Origin of the sequence: Micromonospora sp. NPDC049101 (genome assembly GCF_040648675.1) — a bacterium.
GTDB lineage: Bacteria > Actinomycetota > Actinomycetes > Mycobacteriales > Micromonosporaceae > Micromonospora.
In genome coordinates this window covers 357,273-377,921 of sequence record NZ_JBEZED010000003.1, presented here as the reverse complement: position 1 = coordinate 377,921, position 20,649 = coordinate 357,273, and the positions used below count along the sequence as shown (strand labels likewise).

Here is a 20,649-nt window from a genome sequence, read left to right as displayed (position 1 = left end):
GTCGTCCGCCCGCCGGGTGGACGACGACAGCGGCACCACCGCGCGCAGGTGCGGGCAAATCGGAGCAGAGGTCGGAATGACGGCGACAATCAAGATCGGACCGCACCTGGTCGGTGCCGGGGAGCGACCGTTCGTGGTCGCCGAGATGTCCGGCAACCACAACGGCGACCTGGGCCGCGCGCTGGCCATCGTCGACGCGGTGGCCGACAGCGGGGCGCACGCCCTGAAGCTCCAGACGTACCGGCCGGACACCATCACCATCGACGTCGACACCCCGGCGTTCCGGATCTCCAGCGGGCACGAGTTGTGGGGCGGGGAGAACCTCTATCGCCTCTACGAGCGGGCGCACACCCCGTACGAGTGGCACGCCCCGATCTTCGAACGGGCCCGCGAGCGTGGCCTGACCGTCTTCTCGTCACCGTTCGACGCGACGGCCGTGGAACTGTTGGAGTCGCTGGACGTGCCCGCGTACAAGATCGCTTCTTCGGAGCTTGTCGACCTGCCGCTGATCCGGCTCGTGGCCAGCACCGGCAAGCCGATGGTGATCTCCACGGGGATGGCGACGGTCGCCGAGATCGACGCCGCAGTGCGCACCGCCCGTGCCGGCGGCGCGGCGGGCATCGTCCTGCTGGCCTGCACCGCCTCCTATCCGGCGCCACCGGCCGACAGCAACCTCCGCCGGTTGCCGGTGCTGGCCGGTGCGTTCGACGTGCCGGTCGGGCTGTCCGACCACACGCCCGGCATCGGGGTGGCGGTCGCCTCGGTGGCGCTCGGCGCCTGCTTCATCGAGAAGCACGTCACGCTGGACCGGGCCGACGGCGGCGTGGACTCGGACTTCTCGCTGAACCCGGCGGAGCTGACGGCACTTGTCGACGAGTCCGGCCGGGCGTACGCGGCGCTGGGCGGCACCGCGATCGGCCCGACCCCGGCGGAACGGGAGGGGCTGCGGTTCCGCCGCTCGCTCTTCGTGGTCGAGGACGTCCGCGCCGGCGACCAGGTGACAAGCGACAACGTCCGGTCGATCCGCCCGGCCGGCGGCCTGCCCCCCGTGGAGATCGACCGGGTCCTGGGCCGCACCTTCACCACCGACGTCCCCCGCGGCACCCCGCTGAGCTGGGACCTGGTCTGACCCGGCTCGGCTCGGCTCGGCGATCTTGCACTTTCTGCCCCGGCGAAAGGTGCGAAAGTCGCGATTCGGCGTCACAAAGTGCAAGATCGCGGGGCGGGAAGGCCACAGGACTGCGCCGCGAGGGGCGGGAAGGCTGCGGGAGGTCGGGTTGACCCGGAGGTGACGGGCTGCTGGGCCCCAAGCAGCAGAGAGCCCCAGCCTCACTCCGAGGCTGGGGCTCCCCTGCGTCTAGCCAACCTTGAACGTGAGCAGCTGGACCACCTCGCGGCAGCGGCGGAGCTGCCGAACGTGCGAATCCATGTCGTGCCCGACGACACTGGGCTCTACCCTGGCCTGCAAGGTGGGTTCATCCTGGCGAGCATGCCGGACGGCTCCACGCTCGGACACATCGACAATCAGATGCGTTCACAGACAGTCAGCGGCGGGCCGGAGATTGCTACGCTACGGGCGACGTGGGAGACGATCCTCCGAGCCGCTCTGCCTCGAAGGCTGTCTCTGGACATGATCAAGGAAGCGGCAAAAGCATGGACATGACCAACGCTCGGTGGCGCAAGTCCTCACGGTCTGGCACCAACGGCGGTAACTGCGTCGAGGTGGCCGACAACCTCCCTGATGTCGTCGGTGTGCGAGACAGCAAGGACATCACGGGACCGGCTCTGATGTTCGGCCCAGACCAGTGGCAAACTTTCGTTGGCAGCCTCAGGGCTGATGCCCCAAGCTGACCGCGCTCCGAAGAGGCCTGCCCACTCGGGGTCTGATGGGCGCGCGGCGCGACTCTTCTTCATACCGCACAGGGTTGGTGAAGGGGCAGGTCCTACTGTCGCGGCACACCGCCGAATCGGAGTTCCGACGGTCAGCGGCTGCCCCACACAGCAACACCCCGACCGTCGGGAACGAAGCCGACGGTGACCACCAGGTCGGCCATCCGCAGGGTCCGCCAGACCGCGGGCCCGTCGGCCGGCGTACTCAGTCCGTGGCGACGCCACCACGCGGCCACCGGGACGTCGGCCAGCTTGCAGCAGCACTCGGCGCGGGTCCACCGCGCCCAGAAGTCCTCCACGCCGAACCGGCGGGCCAGCGCCGGGGGCACCGGGGCGTCCGCGCGTTCCGCGTCGATGGCCACCCGCCAGCCGGGCGCCGGTGGGCCGTACCAGCCGACGCAGCGCCCGTCGTCGAGGTGACTGCGGGTCACCGCGTCGGCCATCGCGGTCGGTGACCCGATGCGCAGGTGCCGCTCGGCGGCGGCGAGCAGCCCCGGCACCGGACGGGGCACAGCGGCCCCGCCCACCCCCGCCGACAGGGCCGGCCCGACGGGGCCGATCCGCCGCGCCGGTTGCACCGGGAGGGGAACCGGCCGCAGGTCAGATGGAGGCGGCACCGTCCACCACGATGACCTGGCCGTTGATGTTGGTGTGTTCCCGCAGCAGCATCCGCACCACGGGCGTGACCTCCGCCGGCTCGGTCAGGTGGCCGGTCGGGGTGCGGCGCACGATCTGGTCGAGTTGGGTCGGGCCGAGCACGGCGGACATCTCCGAGGCGAAGAAGCCGGGTGCGACCGAGTTGACGAGCATCCGGCCGCCCAACTCGCGGGCGAGCGAGCGGGTGGCGGCGTCCATGCCGCCCTTGGTGGCCGAGTACGCGACCAGACCCGGGAAACCGCGCTGCCCGCAGATCGAGGTGATGTTGACGATCCGCCCGCGCATGCCCTTGCCGAGCATCCGGCGGATCACCAGCCGGGTCAGCTGGAGCGGGGCCGTCAGGTTGGTCTCGATGATCCGGGCGATGTCGTCGGTGGCGGTGTGCGCGTGCAGCGAATCCTGCCCCATGGCGGCGTTGTTGACGATGCCGTCGATCGGGCCCAGGTGTTGCTCCACCTCGCGGACGAAGCTCTGCGCGGCCCGCAGGTCGGTGACGTCCACCGAGCCGACGTGCACCCGGTCGGGGTGCTCGGCGGCGATCTTCTCCAGCTCCGGGGTGATGGTGCGGGCGAACGCGGCCACGCGTACGCCCGCGTCGAGCAGGTCGGTGACGATGGCCAGGCCCAGCCCCCGGGAGCCGCCGGAGACGAGGACGACGGAGCTGGGCGGGACGAGCTGGGTGTTGGCGGGCTCAGACATCGCTCTTCAGGGTCTCCTTGACGGGAATGTCGGTCAGGACGCGAATGCGGCGTGGCACCGCGTGTTCGGGAAGCCGCTCGGCGCACCAGCGGACCAGCGCGGCCTCGTCCGGCACCCCGGTATCGACCGAGGCCGGACCGGCCGGAGCCGGGTTGGCGGGGGTCAGCACGACCTCGGCGACCACCATCCGGCCGAGCACCGGGGCGCGGCGGCCGGTCACCCGGGCCCAGGCCACCGCCGGATGCCCGGCCAGCACACCGCGGACCACCCCGGCGGAGACCTTGCTGCCGCCGACGTTGATCTCGTCGACGTCGAGTCGGCCGGTGATCAGCACCCGGTCGTCGTGCACCTGCACCCGGTCCCCGGTGCGGATCGGGCCGGCCAACCCGGCGCCGTGGTGTGGGGAGGTGACCACCAGTTCGTCGTCGCGCACGGACAGCGTCGGCCGGCCGGGGGTTTCCCGGTCCAGCCACTGGACCGGGAACCCGGCCCGCCCGTCGTGCACCACAATGGACGCTCCCACCTCGGAGGAGGCGTAGATCCAGGAGATCCGGGCCGTCGGGAAGACTTCCCGGAGCTGGTCCAGGATGGCCTGGTCCACCGGCTCGCCGCCGAGGGTGAGCTGGCGCAACGGCACCCGGGCGAGCGCGTCGGCATCGCGGTAGAGGGTGCGTCGCCAGAAGGTGGGGGTGCCGGAGGCGGCGTCGACCCCGTGCGCGGCGGCGACGCTGGGCCAGTCGTCCAGCTCGTCGGGCTCGACCACCACGAGGTGCTGGCCGGGCTGGGTCAGCGACAGGGTGACCACCTGCCACCAGGCGTACGTGCCGGGGGCGTACGGGCAGAGCCAGGTCCGCTCGGGCTGCTCGGCCCGCACGGTGGTCAACGTGTCGAGGGTGTGCCCGACCCGCTTGGGACGGCCCGTCGAGCCCGACGTCAGCAGCCAGAGCCGGCCGGGCTCGGCGGCTCGCGGCCGGCTCGGCAGGCTCGGGTGCAGCCCGTCGTCGTCGAGGACGCCAACGGTGAACCCGGCCTCCAGCAGCTCCGTACGCATCGCCGCATCGACCCGACTCGCGGTGCCGAGCAGCAGCTCGGTGCCGTGCACGGCGTGCTGCCGTGCGGCGGTGAGCGCGTGTACGGCGCGGTGGGCGAGCACGGCGGCCGGGTCGGGCAGCGTCGGTGTGGGCAGTGCACGCCAGGTCAGCGCGGCACCGCCGACGACGATCCGGTTGTCGGCACCGGCCGGCTCCGGGGGCGCGGGGACGGTCACTGGTGCTGAAGCTCGACGAGGAAGTCGAGGACGTCTCCGACGGTGGCGATGCGGCGCAGGCCGGGGGCGTCGAAGTTGAGCTCCTCCCCCGTCTCGTCCTCCACCCGCAGGGCCAACTCGGAGAAGTCGAGCGACCGGAAACCAATCTCGCGCAACTGCGCCGTGTCGTCGGTGGGCAGCTCCTTGTCCTGGTTCTTCAGCACCTGAGCCATGAGGTCGCGGATCTGCGCGCGACTCAATTCGTTCATGCGCCGCAGTCTACAACCCGACGAATGCTTATCCGCTTTCCCGGTAGCCCCGGGTAAGGTGCTCCGACCGGACGAGAAGAGCGAGGAAAGCGAGACGCACGTGCTGCGCGAAGCGACGGCGGACGACGTTCACCCGATGTTGTCCTGGCGTAATCAGGAAACCAATCGCCAGGTCAGCAAGACCAGCCACGAGATCACCGCCGAGGAACACGCCAGGTGGTGGTCGACGGTCCGCGGCGACCCGTCCCGGCGGGTACTGGTGTACGTCCGCGACGACCGGCCCTGCGGCGTGGTCACCTTCTTCGACCTGCGGTTCGACGGCCCTCGCACGGGTGCCTGGGGCTTCTATCTGGACGCCGACGGGCTGGCCGAGCGGGGCGAGACGCTGCCCGCCTGGCTGGGCGTCATGCGGGAGGCCGTCGAGTACGCCTTCGACGGGTTGCACCTGGACCGGCTCGACGGCGAGGTGCTCGGCCACAATACCGTCGTACGACAGATGAACAGGCGTTTCCGATTCGTCGAGGGCACCCCGCGAGAGGAGCTGTCCGACGGTCGGGAAATCACCGTCATCCCGATTTCCCTGGCTCGGGCCGACCGCCGCCAGCGCTGATTGTCGTACCCATTCGGGCAATGGCCCCGAATCATTAACCGATGGTGTTCCCGGTGGACATCCGCCGTTCACGAATGGCGGTGTCCACCGGGGCGGTCAGGCCCGTCGCCAGGCCGCCCAGTGTTGCACCGGGTTGCCGCCGAGCCGGACGAAGCCGTACGCCGTGCCGTCCCAGTCGTCGGGCTGACCGGGCGCCCAGCGGGCGAACACCACCTGCGCGGCGGCCGGCGGCTGCTCGCCGAACCACCGGACGTCGGTCCAGGTCACCTGGTGGCTGAGGTTGAACCGGAGGACGTAGTGCACGCCGGTCGAGGCCCAGACCCGCTCGCCGGGGCGTACGCCGACGTCGGCCACCCGGGGCGTCGGCGCGGTGCTCGCGACGGCCGGCCGCACGATGCGGTGCTCGATCACCTGCATGGTGACGAGGTTGGCCACGACGAGCACGCCGAACATCGGCAACCGCAGTCGGGGCACCAGCGCGGCGGCGACGAGCAGCAGACAGCCGGCGATGCCGACGATCGACCCGAGCACCGGCCGCATCTCCCGCCAGCCCCCGGTCAACGCCACCAGGTCCGGCGCGCTGAAACCGCCGTAGCGCAACCGGTGCCCCTGGCTGGCCACGTACGCGAGGCGGGCGGCGATCAACGCACCGCCGCCGACCAGCAGGGCCACCGCGACGGCCGCCCGGCGCAGCACCACCCGGCGGCCGGCGGTGAGCAGCACCCCGAGCCCGACCAGCAGCCAGAACGGCGCCAGCATCTGCACGTAGCGGCCGTAGATCGCGTCCAGTGGCTTACCGGTGATGCCGGCCAGGATCACCGATGCCCCGCCGGCCACCCCGACGGTCACCACGAGCGCCACGCCCATCGTCCAGCGGGCGGCGTCGCCGTGCCGTGGGCGCCACAGCTCACGCACGGCCGCGGCCCAGGCCACTCCGGCCATCCCGAAGGTGATCACCACGAGGTACCAGAGTTGGGTGGTGACGCCCGCGCCGACGCGAACCACGCCCCGCACCGAGGCGACCGCCTCGACCGTGCCGCCGCCGGGGGTGCTGCCGAGCAGGTAGACCTTGTCGCCGAGGTGGCGGATGGCGGCGGCGTTGACGAGCGCCATGGCGAGCACCGGCAGCAGCGCCGCGAGCACCGCGGGCGGGCCGATCCGGCGGCGGACCAGCAGCAGCAGGACCAGACCGGCGTGCACCGCCACGATCACCAGGCCGCGGGAGTGCAGCAGGTGGAACGCGCCGACCAGCAGGCCGACGGTGGCGGCGGCGAGCGGGCCGGGCCGCCCGATCCACCGGTGTACGGCGAGCAGCCAGGCGACCACCAGCGGCGCCATCACCGTGTCGATCATGGCGATGCCCGCGTAGAAGGCGGTGGCCGGCAGGGTCGCCGCCGCGACCGCGGCGAGCAGCGCGTACGACCGGCGCAGGCCGAGCAGGCGACGGCCGAGCAGGTACGCCAGCGGCAACAGCGTCGAGTTCGCCATCGCGTTGATCAGCTGGACGATCCGGTAGCTGTCGGTGAAGTCCCGGTCGCCGAGGAACGCCGGTGAGATCAGCATCGGGTAGCCGACCCGGCGCAGCAGGTCGTTCTCGCTGCTGAACCCGCCCGGGCCGCCGGCCAGCGCGCGGGCGGTGTTCAGGTAGCTGTCCTCGTCGGTGTGCGCGATCGGCAGCACGATGTGCCGGGACAGCCACATCCGCCAGGCGACGCTGAGCGCCCAACCGACGACCAGCAGCGCCGGCACCAACCAGCGTCGCGCCGGTGCGGGGTCCGGTGTCCGCGCCAGCGTCGCCGGCCGTTCGATCACGTCGCTACCGGATGCCATCAACGCCTCCAGAACTGCCGGCCGAACCGGTCCCGCGCGCACGACCGGCGGACCCCTCGGCCCGCGCCGGTAACGCGTGGGGTGACCCGCTCGCACCGGGCCGATGCGGATGTCGGGTGCACGCGCGACCGGCCGCGAAGCGGGCTGCCGGGTCACTCGCGCCGGTCACTGTAACGGCCCAATGTGGCCAGGTCAGGCCGGTTACGGGTCGGTCGGAAGTGTTTGCCTACGTGGTGCTCGGCATTCACGGGAGCACCGGGCGCGGTTAACCCGCGAGCGTCGGGGAGTTAACCCGCCATGGCTAGCGTCTCACCCCGGTCGGCCGGCCGAGGGCCGCCCGTTCATCCACGAGCACGGGAGCACCACATTGAGTGAGTTGAATGGGTCGTCCATTCTGATCACCGGGGGAACGGGTTCCTTCGGCAGGACGTTCCTGCGGCACATCCTCACCGAGGCCGACCCCGCCCGGGTGGTGGTGTTCTCCCGCGACGAGCTCAAGCAGTACGAGCTGCGCCAGCAGCTCGGCGACGACCCGCGGCTGCGCTGGTTCATCGGCGACATCCGGGACCGGCACCGCCTCACCCGGGCCATGCACGGCGTGGACCACGTGGTGCACGCCGCCGCGCTCAAGCAGGTGGACACCGCGGAGTACAACCCCTCGGAGTACATCGCCACCAACATCACCGGCTCGCAGCACGTCGTCGACGCCGCGATCGAGGCCGGCGTCAAGAAGGTCATCGCGCTCTCCACCGACAAGGCGTCCAGCCCCATCAACCTGTACGGCGCGACCAAGTTGGTCGGCGACAAGCTCTTCGTCTCGGCCAACCACTACGCCGCCCAGCACCCGACCCGGTTCTCCGTCGTGCGCTACGGCAACGTGGTGGGCAGCCGCGGCTCGGTCGTCCCGCTGTTCCGCCGGCTGGCCGCCGAGGGCAAGAGCCTGCCGATCACCGACAAGCGGATGACCCGTTTCTGGATCACGCTCGACCAGGCCGTGCAGTTCGTCATGGACTCGTTCGACCAGATGCAGGGCGGCGAGTTGTTCGTGCCGCGCATCCCGAGCATGCGCATCCTCGACCTGGTCGAGGCCGTGGCCCCGGACGCCACCACCCACGAGATCGGGATCCGGCCGGGCGAGAAGCTGCACGAGGAGATGATCGCCCCCGACGACAGCCGGCGGACGCTGCGCGCCGACGGCCGGTTCATCGTCCAGCCGACGATCGCCACCTGGGGCTACCAGCCGCCGGTCGACTGCGACCCGGTGCCGGACGGCTTCGCCTACCAGTCGGACACCAACGACGAGTGGCTCACCGTCGAGCACCTGCGCGACATGCTCGGCCTCACCGCATGACGGGGATGCTCCCGTACGGCCGGCACTCCATCACCGAGGACGACATCGCCGCCGTCGCCGACGTGCTACGCGGCGACTGGCTCACCACCGGTCCGCAGGTCGACGCCTTCGAGGCCGACCTCGCGGCCTGGACCGGCGGGGTCGGTGTCGCCGCCGTCTCCAACGGCACCGCCGCGCTGCACGTGGCGTACGCGGCCGCCGGGGTGGGACCGGGCGACGAGGTGGTGGTCCCGCCGATGACGTTCGTGGCGACCGCCAGCAGCGCGGTCGCCCTCGGCGCGAAGATCGTGTTCGCCGACGTCGACGACGAGACGTTCTGCCTCGACCCGGCCGCGGCGGCCGCCGCCGTCACCTCGCGAACGAAGGTGGTCGCCGCTGTCGACTACGCCGGCCACCCCGCCGACTACGACGCGCTGCGCGGGTCGGTCGAGGGCAGCGACGCGTTGCTCCTCGCCGACGCGGCGCACTCGATCGGCGGGACGTACCACGGTCGACCGGTCGGGTCGCTCGCCGACCTGACCACGTTCTCGTTCTTCCCGACCAAGAACCTGACCACCGCCGAGGGCGGCGCCGTCGCCGCGCTGGACCCGTGGATCCTGCGGCGGGCCCGCCGCTTCCGCGGCGTCGGGGTGGTCCGCGACCGCGACGAGCTGCGCTTGGCCGACGAGGGTGGCTGGCACCAGGAGGTGCACGAGTTCGGACTGAACTACCGCCTGCCGGATGTGCTCTGCGCCCTGGGCCGCAGCCAACTGCGCCGGCTCGGCGAGTTCAAGGCCCGACGCGCCGCCCTGGTCGCCCGCTACGACGAGGCACTGGCCGACCTGGACGGCGTACTCCGGCCGACCCGCCGGTCCTGGGCGGACCCGGCCTGGCACCTCTACCCGATCCGGGTGCTCGACGGGCGTCGCCGCGAGGTGTACGACCGGATGCGCGCCGCCGGCATCGGCGTCCAGGTCAACTACCTCCCGGTGCACTGGCACCCGGCCTTCGCCGACCTCGGCTACCGGCGCGGGTCCTGCCCGGTGGCCGAGTCGTTCTACTCCCAGCAGCTGTCCCTGCCGCTCTACCCAGGGCTCGGCGACGCCGAGCAGGATCGCGTCATCGACGCGCTGACCGCGGCCCTGCGGGTCGGCTCGGTGCGTTCCGCCGCCTGATGGGAACCTGATGCACCACGCCAACCACTTCTACGGCCACGCGCACGTGCTGGCCCGCTACGCCGGTCTCGGCGACCGGCACCCACCGCGGATCAACGGGTACGTGCAGCACGGCTGGAACATCGGCGACGGGCTGGCACCCGGTCACCCGTACGCCGAGCGCGCCCCGAGCCTGCTCTGGTCCGAACAGACCCGTCGGCGGGCCTGGTCGGTGGGGCGGCGCAACGTGGTCGTCATCGGCGCCCCGTTCGCGTACCTGCTGGCCCTGCGCCCCGAGGACCCGCCGGACGAGGAGCGGGAGGGCACCATCTGGTACCCGTTCCACGGGTGGGAGGGCCAGCACGTCAAGGGCGACCACCGGAAGTTGATCGCCCTGATCCAGGACACCGAACCCGGCCCGGTCACCGTCTGCCTCTACTGGCACGAGTACCGGATGCGCAGCGTCCGCCGGCTCTACGAGCGCGCCGGGTTCCGGGTGATCTGCCACGGCTACCGGGGGCACTGGTGGAAGGACACCGACCCGGAGTTCCTCGACAAGCAGTTGACCGAGCTGCGTCGACACCGGCGGGTAGCATCCAACCGGCTGACCAGTGCGATCTTCTACGGCATCGCGGCCGGCTGCGAACCGGCGGTCTACGGCGACCCGATGATCCTGTCCAACGAGGACCCCACCTTCGGCGGCACGGCCCGCATCCGGCGGCAGTGGCCTCAGCTGCACGGCACCGAGGTCGACTTGCCCACCGCCGTCGAGATCGCCCGCGCCGAGCTCGGCACCGACCACCGCTGCACGCCGGCAGAGCTGCGCGAGCTGCTCGGTTGGGCGAACCTCCAGGAGGAAGAGGACCACCGTGACGACTGAGAGGCTGTCGGGGAACCCCGGGGCGAGCGAGGCGGAGTCCAGGCGGCGATCCGGCAAGGCGGCGGGTGGTCCGGATACCGGTGTTGTATCCGGACCACCCGCCAACGCCGCCGGTCGTCGGCTGGGCCCGTCGCAGCCGCTGCGGGGTTCCCCGACAGCCTCTGCGACGGCACGTGCCGGGCGGATCACCCTGCCGGGCGGTGAGATGCTGGCCTGGTCCGACCTGCCGCAGAAGCGGTTGGCCGACGGTGGGCCCCTCGCCGCGCTGGCCGCCCGGCTCGTGCCGCCCGGCGCCCGGGTGCTGGTGGCCGGCCCGCACGACCCGGCCCTGCTCGACCAGCTCGGCCACGCCGAGGTGACCGGCCTGCTGCGCAGCCACCCGGACGCGGTCGCGCTGGCCCAGCGCACCGCACACCTGGTGGTGGGCGGTCCGGCCGGGTTGCCCGACGAGACGTACGACGTGGTGATCGCCGCCGCCGGCCTGGACCCGGTGGAGTCGGTGGAGGGCACCCGCCTCGGGTGGGACGGCGTGCTGGCGCGACTGGTCGCCGCCCTGCGACCCGGTGGCACGCTGCTGCTGCGCGTGGACAACCCGCTCGGCCTGCACCGACTCGTCGCCACCACCCCGTGGTACGCCGGCCGGGAGGATTCCGCGTGGACGATCGGCGGCGTCCTCGACCGGACCCACCCGGCCAACCGGGACCAGCTCCGCGAGCGGCTCACCGCGGCGGGGCTGCGGCCGGGCGCGTGCTGGGCCGCGTACCCCGACGCCGGCACCCCGACGGCCCTTGTTGACGCCGACCACCTCGACTCCGACGCCGGCTCCGGCCTCTTCGACGCGGTGCTGCACGGCGCCTGCGCCGGCGGTTTCACCGGCGACACCGTGCTCCAGGACCCGGCCCGACTGGCGGTGGACGCGCTGCACGCCGGCCGCGCCGCCGACCTCGCACCGGGCTGGCTGGTGCTCGCCCACCGGCCCGCCGATACGGCGACTCCCACCGCACCGGCCGTCGACCGGGATCTGCCGGTGGTGCTGGTGCAGACCGGGCGACCCGGGATCGGCGTGCTGGAGGTGCGACACGGTCCGTCGGGCTGGCGCTGGGGGCTCACCGCCACCGCCGGCACGAACCTGCCGGCCGCCGCGCCGTTCGCCAGCCGCGAGGCCGCGTACCGGGACGCGGACGCGCTGTCCGGGCCGGTGCCGTCCGGCCGGCTGCTGCGTACCCTGCTGCTCGACGCGGCCCTGCGCCGCGACCTGGCCGCCCTGCGCACGCTCCTGCACGGGTACGCGGGCTGGCTCGCCGACCAGGCCGACACCGACGGTCGGATCGGTGGCGCTGCGGCGCTGGCCGGCACCGACAACGTGGTCGTCGACGGCGATCGGTACGCGGTGCTCGACCCGAGCTGGCGCGCCACCGACGCCCTGCCCGCCGACGTGGTGCTGGCCCGCGGCCTGTGGCGCTTCGCGGCGGGCCTGCTCACCGGCGGGTACGCCCACCCGTGGTCGTCCACCCTCGACGTCGCCGGCCTGACCGTGGTGCTCGGCGGCCTCGCCGGCCACGACCTGGACCGTGCGACAGTCGCCGAGGCGGTGGAGGCCGAGGCGGCCATCGCCGCCGCCCTGCACGGGCTGGACCCCGACGGCAGGATCCACCTCGCCACCGAGCTGCACGCCGTCGCACCGACCGACCCGCCGGTCGGTGCGCGCAGCTACCAACAACTGCGCGAGGCGTGGCTGCGCCAACGCGAGGAACTCACCCGACTGGCGGCACTGACCGCCTGGACCGAGGAGCTGCTCACCTCCCGGGAACGGGCGCTGCGCCGGGCCGAGACGACGATCGGCCTGCTCAGCGGATCACTCAGCTACCGGGTGGGCAGGCTCGCCATCACCCCCGCCCGGCTGGCCAAACGGGGTGCCCGCGCCGCCAAGCGCCGAGCCACCGCCGTGCTCAGCCCGAAGGAGGAGGAGCAGCAGTGACCGGCGTACCGGCACCCGGGCTGACCCCGACGAACGGCGCGGCCCCCCGGATCGTCGGCATCGTGCAGGCCCGGATGGGTTCGTCGCGGCTGCCCGGCAAGGTGCTCCGCCCGCTCGCCGGGCGTTCCGTGCTGGGCCGGGTGGTGCGCGCCGCCCGCGACAGCGGTGTTCTGGCCGACCTGGTCGTCGCGACCAGCACGGACACCGCCGACGACGCCGTGGTGGCCGAGTGCGCCCGGCTGGGCGTGCCGTGCCACCGCGGGCCGGTCGACGACGTCCTGGATCGCTTCGTGGGCGCCCTCGCGGCGCACCCGGGGGACGCGGTCATGCGGTTCACCGCCGACTGCCCGCTGCTCGACCCGGAGATCATCACCCTGGTCGCGGCGGTGTACCGGGCGGTCCCCGGGCTGGACTACGCGAGCACGTCGATCGCCCGCACCCTGCCCCGCGGACTGGACGTCGAGATCATCCGAGCGGAGACGCTGCGTACCCTGGGCCAGCTCGCCACCGACCACCACCGGGTGCACGTGACCTCGTACGCGTACACCCATCCGGAGCTGTTCCGGGTGCTCGGCGTGACGCTCACCCCGGACCGGTCCGACCTGCGGCTCACCCTCGACACCGAGCAGGACTGGGCGCTGGTCAGTGCGGTCGTCGACCACTTCGGGGACGTCAGCGTGCCGCTCGCCAAACTCGCCGACTGGCTGCACGGGCAGCCCGAGCTGCGCGCCCTCAACGCCGACGTCCGACAGAAACAGCTGGAGGAGTCCTGAGTACGCCGCGGATCGGGCTGCGCTGCGACGCCGGGCCACGACGCGGCGTCGGCCACCTCGTGCGCTGCCTCGCGCTCGCCGAGGAATTCCTCGCCCGAGGCGCCCACGTCGCCGTGTTCGGCACCGTCGAACAGCTCGCCTGGGCCACCACGGAGCTGGCCGCACGAGGCATCCCCCTGCACCCGGGCCCGGAATCGCCGGCCGAGCTGGTCGAGGCAGCCCACCGCCACGAGCTGGACGTCATGGTTCTCGACTCCTACGAGCTGGACCCGGCCGGGGCGGGCGCCCTGCGCGCCGCCGGCGTGTTCACCCTCGCCATCATCGACGGGGACAGCCGGGGCCAGGCCGCCGACCTCTACCTCGACCAGAACTTCGGCGCGGAGCTGACAAGCCCGGGTCCCGGCGCGGAGCCGCCGGGCCGGGATGTCGGGGCCGGGGCGCGGTTGCCGGGCCGGCTGCTCGCCGGGAGCCGGTACGCCCTGCTGCGCGACTCCGTGATCAGCGCCCGGCCACCGGTCGCCCCGCCCGCCACGACGGTGAGCCGCCCCCGGGTGCTGGCCTTCTTCGGCGGCACCGACGCGGTCGGCGCGGCCCCGCTACTGACCCGGGTGCTGGTCGCCACCGGCCACCCGATGGACCTCACGGTCATCGTCGGCCGACCCGAGCTGGAGGCAGAGGTCGAGGACATCGCCCCCGGCCGTGGGCAGATCATCCGGCCGATCCCGCCCACCACCTCGCTACCGACCCTGATCACCGAAGCGGACCTGGTGGTCAGCGCCGCCGGCACGTCCACCTGGGAACTCTGCTGCCTGGGCGCACCCGCCGCACTGGTCTGTGTGGTGGACAACCAACGCGAGTCGTACACCCGGGTGGTGCGGCACGGCCTGGCCGCCGGTCTCGGCGAACTGCCGGAGCTGACCACCGGCGGCGTCGCCGGACGAGCCGCCCGCGCGACGGCGGCGCGGACCCTGCACGGGCTGCTCAGCGCACCGCAGCGCCGCGCCACGCTCGCCGCGCAGGCCTGGTCGACAGTTGACGGGCAGGGCCGGGCCCGGGTCGTGGACGCGGTGTTCGACGCCGTACGCGCCGCCGCCCTTCCCGGCTGATCCCAGCAGGCAAGATCGTGCTCGAAGCTGGAAACAGTCCCCTTGAACGCTCAGAAGGCCACTAGATCCAGCACAACACCGTTGCGTTAGGGCTGTAGCCGGCGGGTCAACCCGGGACAGGAAGTGCCCGATCGGGGAGCGGGTTGGACCCGGCTTGGCGATCATGGAGTTGTGGTGCCGACTTTGGGGTTTTACGGGCGTTCTGTTACCCACCACAACTCCATGATCGGCGAAGCAAGTGCTGGGCGACGAACAGCCGTTCCACCTAACGCAGCGGCGTTGAGATCCAGGATCGAGCACGATCTTCCCGGAAGGCAGCGGGCCGACGCGCTCCACCCCTAGCACGGGTGTACGAAAGTGCTGCTAGGGTGGCCGTATGACGCAGGCCGCCTACCAGCCGTCGATGCTCGACCTGGCCGACGCCGGGCCGACCCTGGGGCCCCTGCCCGGTCTGCTCCGCCGGCACCAGCTCAGCCGGGGCGCCTGGGTCGACCACCTCCCCGGGTGGGTGCACGGCTCCGACGCCGTCCTCGACACCCTGCTCACCGAGGTCCCCTGGCGGGCCGAGCGGCGCACCATGTATGACAGCGAGGTCGACGTGCCCCGCCTGCTCTGCTGGTATTCCGGCGACCGGCAACTGCCCCACCCGGTGCTCACCGAGGCACGGGCCGCACTGACCCGGCACTACGCGCCCGAGCTGGGCGAGCCCTTCGTCACCGCCGGCATGTGCCTCTACCGGTCCGGCCGGGACAGCGTCGCCTGGCACGGCGACACCATCGGCCGCTCCGCACACACCGACACCGTCGTCGCGATCGTCTCCTTCGGCGCGCCCCGACCGCTGCTCCTGCGCCCGCGTGGTGGCGGCGACACCCTGCGCTTCCCGGTGGGCCACGGCGACCTGATCGTGATGGGCGGCTCCTGCCAACGCACCTGGGAGCACGCCATCCCGAAAACCGCCCGCCCGGTCGGGCCCCGGGTGAGCGTCCAGTTCCGCCCGGTCGGCGTGGCCTGAGGCGGGCGGCCAGAGAAGCTGCTCAGCTCTCGCCGACGGCGATCAGGCCGGTCTCGTAGGCGCAGATCACCGCCTGGGCGCGATCTCGGAGGCCGAGTTTGGTCAGCACATTGCTGACATGGGTCTTCACGGTGTGCTCACTGACCACCAGCGCCTGGGCGATCTCCGCGTTGGACAGACCTCGGCCCAGCAGGTGCAGAGTCTCCCGTTCGCGGGTGGTGAGCACGCCGAGGCGAGCGTCGGACCCACCGGCCGACCTGGTCGCACCAGGGCGGTGGCGACCGGCGATGTCGGCGATGATCTGCCGAGTGACCGAGGGGGCGAGCAACGAATCGCCGGAGGCCACCACCCGGACGGCGTGGACGAGGTCTTCACGGCGTACGTCCTTGAGCAGGAAGCCACTGGCACCGGCATACAGGGCCTCGTAGATGTAGTCGTCCTGGTCGAAGGTGGTGAGCATGATGACTCGGCTACCGGCGTCGGCACAGATACGACGGGCGGCCTCGATGCCGTCCATCGTCGGCATCCGGATGTCCAGGAGCGCCACCTCCGGCCGGTGCTCCCGAACGGCGGCCACGGCCGCCTCGCCGTCACCGACTTCGGCAAGGACGGTGATGTCCGGTTGGGCGTCAAGGATCATGGCGAATCCGCTGCGCACAAGCTCCTGGTCGTCCGCGATCACCACCCGAATCGTCACGCCGGGAAGGGTAGCCGAACCTCGACGGTGAACCCGCGCCCACCGACTCCCGGCCCAGTTCTCGCCGTACCTCCGCAGGCGATCGCCCGCTCCCGGATGCCGACGAGGCCGTGTCCGCCACCCGGGTCACTGGTTCCCGCACCGTCGTCGGCCACGGTGATCGCGAGGGCTTCGGGGGACCAGCCCAGGTGGACGTCGACAGTGCTGGCCGCCGCGTGCTTGACGGCATTGGTCAGGGCCTCCTGCACGATGCGGTACGCCGCCAACTCCAGGTCTGCCGACACCGGGCGCTGTTCACCTGTCACCCGCAGCCCGGCCGCCGGGACTCCGTCGATCAGCGGCCGCAACTGGGCCAGGGTGGGCTGCGGACTGCGGGGCCCGGCCTCCGAGCGCAGCAGGCCGAGCATGCCGCGCAGCTGCACCATGGCGTCGCGGCCGGCGGCGGCGATGGCGTCGAACGCCGCCTCGGCCCGGTGCGGGGCGGTCCGCACCGCAACCGGCCCGGCCTCGGCCTGCACGATCATGAGGCTCACCGCGTGGGACAACACGTCGTGCATCTCCCTGGCGATCCGCGCCCGCTCACGGATGGCGGCCCGATCGGCCTCGAACTCACGCTCACGCTCAGCCCGAAGCGCCCGGTCCTCCAGCGCTGTCGCGCGCTCCTGGCGAGCGTGGCTGAGTCGACCCAGGACGTACGCGGTGAAGAAGACCAGGAAGGTGTAGAAGTATTCACTGACGCGGTTGGTGTTGAACGCCACCCCTGCCGCCACACCCGGGAAGGTCGCGGCGAGTGCCCCCCAGCGCTGCCGACGACCCCCCAGCGCGGCGACCGTGTAGAGCGCGACCAGCCCGCCGTACGCGAGGGGCTGCCCTGGCGCGTCCACGGCCTTGCCCCCGATCGTGGCCAGTGCGACCACCACCAACACGGTGAACGGCACCCGTCTGCGCCAGATCAGCGGGATCGCCGTACCCGCGCTGAGCAGGTATGCCAGCGGCCCCGGTGCGCCGCCCCGCTGGGGAAGCACGAACGGCAGCGACACCGCGACGAGGACGAACACGGCGATCGCCGCATCCACCACGTACGGATTGGCGGTGCGCACGAGCCGGGCGAACGACATCGCGACAGTGTGCATCAGCTCGGACCCTCCTCCCCATCGGCAGCCGATCCCCCGGCCCCGGGGGGATTGGTTCGGACTCGCCGCTCAGGCGAGGGCGGGCACCGGGCTCGCCGGGGTGGCGGCGGTGCCGCGGCGGGCCAGCGGAAGGAAGGAGACCAGCAACAAGATCGATCCCAGCGGAATCAGGTCCTTGTCGATGAACGGCGTGGCAAGGTCGGCAAGCACCAGGACCGGCGTCCACACCTTGACCCGGCGCCGCACCGCGAGCAGGACGACCAACGCGAGCTGGCCGAGGTAGAAGGCGTAGGGCCCGAAGTCGTAGGCCAACTGCGAGATTCCCGGCAGGGTACGCACCTGGTGAGTGATCATGCTCATGCCGTAGTTGTCGGTGGCCAGCAGGCCGGCCACCAGGTCGATCGAGAACTGGGTGATCAACGACAGCGCGCCGAAGGTGCCGGCCGTGGCGAACACCGTCGCCAGGACCCGGCCGCCAGTCATGCGGCGCATCTGCCAGAACACCGAGATGAACGCGACGAGGGCGCCGATGAATGCGAGGTGCCCGATGGTCCAGGCCGGGCCGGGACCACGCTCGCCGTCCAGCCCGTCGACGAGACGGATGATGCCGTAGCTCATCACCAGGACCGGGGCGGCGACGAAGGCGGAACGAAACTCCATTGTGGTGTCTCCTCGGGGTGCTGACGTCGTGTGTTCGACGTGGTCAAGCCTCCCGTTTCGCCGCCCCGACGGCATCGCGCCGCCGGGCGATCTTGCCAGTGCCCGCCACCTCCCCCGCACGCATGAGAGCCTCGCTCGCACGCATGAGTCCCACGTGGCCTGGCGACACGCGCATGTGTCGACGTCGACCTGGTGCGGTCAGTCGCGTTCGATCACGTGGCCCACCACCGTTGGGCCGAGCATCACCGCGAAGCCGGAGCCGTCGCGGCGCGGATCCGCCGTGGGCAACTCCACCGGGTCGCCGGTGCCGGTCGCGCCGACCGGGCGCGGACCCACCCAGGCGACGACCACGTCCGTCTCACCCTTGAGGAACCGGTGCGCCCGCACGCCGCCGGTCGCCCGGCCCTTCGCGGGGTACGCCTTGAACGGCGTCACCTTCACCGTCGCCCCGGTGGAGGTGACCACCATCGGCTCACCATGCCCCGGGTCGTCGGTGCGGACCGCGCCGAAGAACGCCACCCGCGCCCCCTCCGGCAGGTTGATGCCGGCCATCCCGCCGCCCTTGAGGCCCTGTGGACGGACCAGCCCGGCGGGGAAGCGCAACAGCGACGCCTCCGAGGTGACGAACGTCAGCGATTCGGTGCCGTCGGACAACCAGGTCGCACCGACCACCTCGTCACCGTCCCGAAGGCCGATCACCTCGAACTCGTCGGAGCGCACCGGCCACTCCGGCGCGCAGATCTTCACCACGCCCTGCCGGGTGCCCAGCGCCAGGCCGGGCGAGCCGTCCGCCTGCCCACCCAACGGGGCAAGACCGACGACCGTCTCCCCCGCGGCCAACGGCACCAGCTCGGCCGCGGACATGCCACCGCGCAGCGACACCGTGCCGGCCTGCTCGGGCAACACCGGCAGCGGCAGCACGTCGACCTTGAAGGCCCGACCCGCACTCGTCAGCAGCAGCACCCGACCACGGGCGGTGGAGTGCACGATCGCGCGTACCGTGTCGTGCTTGACCCGGCCGTTGCGCCGGCGCCCCTCGGCGCTCTCCTCCGACTCGGCCGCGGTCCGGGCGACCAGCCCGGTCGCAGACAGGATCACCTGGCACGGGTCGTCGGCAACCTCCAGCGGGCCGGCCGGCACGGACGCCGCCAGCACCTCCTTGAGATCGCCGTCGACAAGCGTCGTCCGCCGTTCGGTGCCGAACTGCTTGACCACCGCCGCCAACTCGTCGGAGACCAGCTTCTTGAGCACCCGCTCGTCGTCGAGGATCTTGCTCAGCTCGGCGATCTCGGCACGCAGCCGCTCCTGCTCGGCCTCCAACTCGATCCGGTCGAACTTGGTCAACCGGCGCAGCGGAGTGTCCAGGATGTAGGTCGCCTGGATGTCGGACAGGCCGAACCGGCTCATCAGCCCGTCCTTCGCGGCCTGCGCGTCGTCGCTGCCCCGGATCAGCCGGACCACCTCGTCGATGTCCAGCAGCGCGATCAGCAGACCGTCGACCAGGTGCAGCCGCTCCTGGCGCTTACGCCGACGGTACGAGGTACGCCGGGTGATCACCTCGTACCGGTGGGCCAGGAACACCTCCAGCAACGCCTTCAGCCCCAGCGTGCGCGGCTGCCCGTCGACCAGGACCAGGTTGTTGACGCCGAAGGACTGCTCCAGCGGGGTCAGCCGGTAGAGGTCGGCGAGCAGCGCCTGCGGGTTGACCCCGACCTTGCACTCGACGACGAGCCGGGTGCCGCTCTCCCGATCGGTGAGGTCCTTGACGTCGGCGATGCCGGTGAGCCGCTTGGTCTTGGTGACCTCGTTGGTGATCGCCGCGATGACCTTCTCCGCGCCGACGCCGTAGGGCAGCTCGACCACGGTGATCGCCTGGCGACCCCGGCTGCCCTCGATCGGGCCGATCTCCACCTTGCCGCGCATCCGCACCACGCCACGCCCGGTCTCGTACGCCCGGCGCACCTCGTCCAGACCCAGCAGCACCCCGCCGGTGGGCAGGTCGGGGCCGGGAACGAACTCCATGAGCTTGTCCAGGGTGGCGTCCGGGTGGTTGATCAGCCAGCGGGCCGCGGAGACGACCTCGGCGAGGTTGTGCGGGATCATGTTGGTGGCCATGCCGACCGCGATCCCGGACGCGCCGTTGACCAGCAGGTTGGGGAACGCGGCGGGCAGCACGGTCGGCTGGGTCAGCGACCCGTCGTAGTTGGGCTCGACGTCGACGGTGTCCTCGCCCAGCTCACCGACGAGCAGCATGGCCTCCCGGGACATTCGTGCTTCCGTGTAACGCGAGGCAGCCGGGCCATCGTCTGGAGACCCAAAATTTCCATGCCCGTCGATGAGTGGCACGTTGAGCGAGAAGTCCTGTGCGAGGCGGACCATCGCGTCATAAATGGCCGTATCACCATGTGGATGGTACTTTCCCATCGCATCCCCGACAATTCGGGCAGACTTCACGTGGCCGCGATCCGGGCGGTAGCCCTGCTCGTACATCGACCAGAGGATGCGCCGGTGCACGGGCTTGAGGCCGTCGCGCGCGTCGGGCAGGGCGCGGGAGTGGATGACCGAGAACGCGTACTCCAGGTAGGAGTCGGACACCTCGGTGACCAGCGGGTTGTCGAAGACCCGCGCGCCGGCCTGGTCGAACGAGGAGAGGTCGACCTTGTTTTCCTTACGGCGTGCCATGACTCAGCTCTCCACGGGAACTGGAACTGGAACGGAACGGGCG

At 71.9% G+C, this 20,649-nt stretch carries 20 protein-coding genes; 11 read left to right on the top strand and 9 right to left on the bottom strand.

Annotated features, from left to right (window positions below; genetic code table 11):
- Positions 1-76: 76 nt before the first annotated feature.
- From pseI to AB0B57_RS05880, 3 genes are all read left to right on the top strand, one after another.
- Positions 77-1,129: a pseudaminic acid synthase gene (gene pseI, locus AB0B57_RS05890; protein WP_357065495.1), complete on the top strand. Its 1,053-nt coding sequence runs from the start codon at positions 77-79 to the stop codon at positions 1,127-1,129.
- 78 nt (positions 1,130-1,207) lie between these two features.
- Complete coding sequence (locus tag AB0B57_RS05885; RefSeq protein ID WP_357065493.1) at positions 1,208-1,663, top strand: Scr1 family TA system antitoxin-like transcriptional regulator; 456 nt, start codon at positions 1,208-1,210, stop codon at positions 1,661-1,663.
- Positions 1,654-1,851 (top strand): DUF397 domain-containing protein, encoded by a 198-nt coding sequence (locus AB0B57_RS05880; protein ID WP_357065491.1) that lies wholly within the window; start codon positions 1,654-1,656, stop codon positions 1,849-1,851. Before AB0B57_RS05885 ends, AB0B57_RS05880 begins: the two co-directional genes overlap by 10 nt.
- A 131-nt stretch (positions 1,852-1,982) precedes the next feature.
- Here AB0B57_RS05880 and AB0B57_RS05875 read toward each other — a convergent pair whose 3' ends face one another.
- The 4 genes from AB0B57_RS05875 to AB0B57_RS05860 all read right to left on the bottom strand — a co-directional run bounded on the left by AB0B57_RS05875 (position 1,983) and on the right by AB0B57_RS05860 (position 4,761).
- A complete protein-coding gene (locus AB0B57_RS05875; protein ID WP_357065490.1) occupies positions 1,983-2,402 on the bottom strand; it encodes a hypothetical protein in 420 nt (139 codons plus the stop codon).
- Positions 2,403-2,490: 88 nt separating this feature from the next.
- Positions 2,491-3,246: an SDR family NAD(P)-dependent oxidoreductase gene (locus tag AB0B57_RS05870; RefSeq protein WP_357065488.1), complete on the bottom strand. Its 756-nt coding sequence runs from the start codon at positions 3,244-3,246 to the stop codon at positions 2,491-2,493.
- Positions 3,239-4,513: an AMP-binding protein gene (locus tag AB0B57_RS05865; RefSeq protein WP_357065486.1), complete on the bottom strand. Its 1,275-nt coding sequence runs from the start codon at positions 4,511-4,513 to the stop codon at positions 3,239-3,241. The genes AB0B57_RS05870 and AB0B57_RS05865 overlap by 8 nt, the downstream gene beginning before the upstream one ends.
- A complete protein-coding gene (locus AB0B57_RS05860; protein WP_357065484.1) occupies positions 4,510-4,761 on the bottom strand; it encodes an acyl carrier protein in 252 nt (83 codons plus the stop codon). Before AB0B57_RS05860 ends, AB0B57_RS05865 begins: the two co-directional genes overlap by 4 nt.
- Before the next feature lie 58 nt (positions 4,762-4,819).
- Between AB0B57_RS05860 and AB0B57_RS05855 the strand changes: the two genes are divergently transcribed.
- Complete coding sequence (locus tag AB0B57_RS05855) at positions 4,820-5,371, top strand: GNAT family N-acetyltransferase (protein ID WP_357065482.1); 552 nt, start codon at positions 4,820-4,822, stop codon at positions 5,369-5,371.
- A gap of 96 nt (positions 5,372-5,467) precedes the next feature.
- Here AB0B57_RS05855 and AB0B57_RS05850 read toward each other — a convergent pair whose 3' ends face one another.
- A complete protein-coding gene (locus AB0B57_RS05850; protein WP_357065480.1) occupies positions 5,468-7,201 on the bottom strand; it encodes a hypothetical protein in 1,734 nt (577 codons plus the stop codon).
- Positions 7,202-7,568: 367 nt separating this feature from the next.
- Here AB0B57_RS05850 and pseB point away from each other — a divergent pair, with 367 nt between their 5' ends.
- The 7 genes from pseB to AB0B57_RS05815 all read left to right on the top strand — a co-directional run bounded on the left by pseB (position 7,569) and on the right by AB0B57_RS05815 (position 15,434).
- Complete coding sequence (gene pseB, locus AB0B57_RS05845; protein ID WP_357065478.1) at positions 7,569-8,552, top strand: UDP-N-acetylglucosamine 4,6-dehydratase (inverting); 984 nt, start codon at positions 7,569-7,571, stop codon at positions 8,550-8,552.
- Positions 8,549-9,706, top strand: coding sequence for an aminotransferase class I/II-fold pyridoxal phosphate-dependent enzyme (locus tag AB0B57_RS05840; protein WP_357065476.1), 1,158 nt, complete (start codon positions 8,549-8,551; stop codon positions 9,704-9,706). The genes pseB and AB0B57_RS05840 overlap by 4 nt, the downstream gene beginning before the upstream one ends.
- A gap of 10 nt (positions 9,707-9,716) precedes the next feature.
- Entirely contained in the window at positions 9,717-10,565 is an 849-nt protein-coding gene (locus AB0B57_RS05835) for a hypothetical protein (protein ID WP_357065474.1), read from the top strand.
- Positions 10,566-10,770: 205 nt separating this feature from the next.
- On the top strand, positions 10,771-12,543 hold the full coding sequence (locus AB0B57_RS05830; RefSeq protein WP_357065607.1) for a class I SAM-dependent methyltransferase: 1,773 nt from the start codon (positions 10,771-10,773) through the stop codon (positions 12,541-12,543).
- Positions 12,544-12,563: 20 nt separating this feature from the next.
- On the top strand, positions 12,564-13,316 hold the full coding sequence (locus AB0B57_RS05825) for a glycosyltransferase family protein (protein WP_357065604.1): 753 nt from the start codon (positions 12,564-12,566) through the stop codon (positions 13,314-13,316).
- Positions 13,313-14,422, top strand: coding sequence for a spore coat protein (locus tag AB0B57_RS05820; protein ID WP_357065601.1), 1,110 nt, complete (start codon positions 13,313-13,315; stop codon positions 14,420-14,422). Before AB0B57_RS05825 ends, AB0B57_RS05820 begins: the two co-directional genes overlap by 4 nt.
- A gap of 376 nt (positions 14,423-14,798) precedes the next feature.
- Complete coding sequence (locus tag AB0B57_RS05815; RefSeq protein ID WP_357065472.1) at positions 14,799-15,434, top strand: alpha-ketoglutarate-dependent dioxygenase AlkB; 636 nt, start codon at positions 14,799-14,801, stop codon at positions 15,432-15,434.
- A 22-nt stretch (positions 15,435-15,456) separates the two neighbouring features.
- Here the strand turns inward: AB0B57_RS05815 and AB0B57_RS05810 are convergent, their stop codons facing one another.
- From AB0B57_RS05810 to AB0B57_RS05795, 4 genes are all read right to left on the bottom strand, one after another.
- Positions 15,457-16,131 carry a response regulator transcription factor gene (locus AB0B57_RS05810; RefSeq protein ID WP_357065470.1) on the bottom strand — a complete coding sequence of 225 codons (675 nt, stop codon included), beginning with the start codon at positions 16,129-16,131 and terminating at the stop codon, positions 15,457-15,459.
- A complete protein-coding gene (locus AB0B57_RS05805) occupies positions 16,128-17,264 on the bottom strand; it encodes a histidine kinase (RefSeq protein ID WP_357065468.1) in 1,137 nt (378 codons plus the stop codon). The genes AB0B57_RS05810 and AB0B57_RS05805 overlap by 4 nt, the downstream gene beginning before the upstream one ends.
- Positions 17,265-17,333: 69 nt before the next feature.
- Entirely contained in the window at positions 17,334-17,924 is a 591-nt protein-coding gene (locus tag AB0B57_RS05800; RefSeq protein WP_357065466.1) for a hypothetical protein, read from the bottom strand.
- 198 nt (positions 17,925-18,122) lie between these two features.
- The gene (locus AB0B57_RS05795) at positions 18,123-20,606 is read right to left on the bottom strand and encodes a DNA topoisomerase IV subunit A (protein ID WP_357065464.1); all 2,484 of its coding nucleotides are present in this window, start codon (positions 20,604-20,606) and stop codon (positions 18,123-18,125) included.
- Positions 20,607-20,649: the final 43 nt, after the last annotated feature.

Coding starts and splice junctions, on each gene's coding strand:
- AB0B57_RS05815 (WP_357065472.1), top strand. CDS start 14,799: ATGACGCAGGCCGCCTACCAGCCGTCGATGCTCGACCTGGCCGACGCC.
- AB0B57_RS05850 (WP_357065480.1), bottom strand. CDS start 7,201: ATGGCATCCGGTAGCGACGTGATCGAACGGCCGGCGACGCTGGCGCGG.
- pseI (WP_357065495.1), top strand. CDS start 77: ATGACGGCGACAATCAAGATCGGACCGCACCTGGTCGGTGCCGGGGAG.
- AB0B57_RS05870 (WP_357065488.1), bottom strand. CDS start 3,246: ATGTCTGAGCCCGCCAACACCCAGCTCGTCCCGCCCAGCTCCGTCGTC.
- AB0B57_RS05805 (WP_357065468.1), bottom strand. CDS start 17,264: ATGCACACTGTCGCGATGTCGTTCGCCCGGCTCGTGCGCACCGCCAAT.
- AB0B57_RS05860 (WP_357065484.1), bottom strand. CDS start 4,761: ATGAACGAATTGAGTCGCGCGCAGATCCGCGACCTCATGGCTCAGGTG.
- AB0B57_RS05840 (WP_357065476.1), top strand. CDS start 8,549: ATGACGGGGATGCTCCCGTACGGCCGGCACTCCATCACCGAGGACGAC.
- AB0B57_RS05830 (WP_357065607.1), top strand. CDS start 10,771: ATGCTGGCCTGGTCCGACCTGCCGCAGAAGCGGTTGGCCGACGGTGGG.
- AB0B57_RS05880 (WP_357065491.1), top strand. CDS start 1,654: ATGGACATGACCAACGCTCGGTGGCGCAAGTCCTCACGGTCTGGCACC.
- AB0B57_RS05835 (WP_357065474.1), top strand. CDS start 9,717: ATGCACCACGCCAACCACTTCTACGGCCACGCGCACGTGCTGGCCCGC.
- AB0B57_RS05800 (WP_357065466.1), bottom strand. CDS start 17,924: ATGGAGTTTCGTTCCGCCTTCGTCGCCGCCCCGGTCCTGGTGATGAGC.
- AB0B57_RS05795 (WP_357065464.1), bottom strand. CDS start 20,606: ATGGCACGCCGTAAGGAAAACAAGGTCGACCTCTCCTCGTTCGACCAG.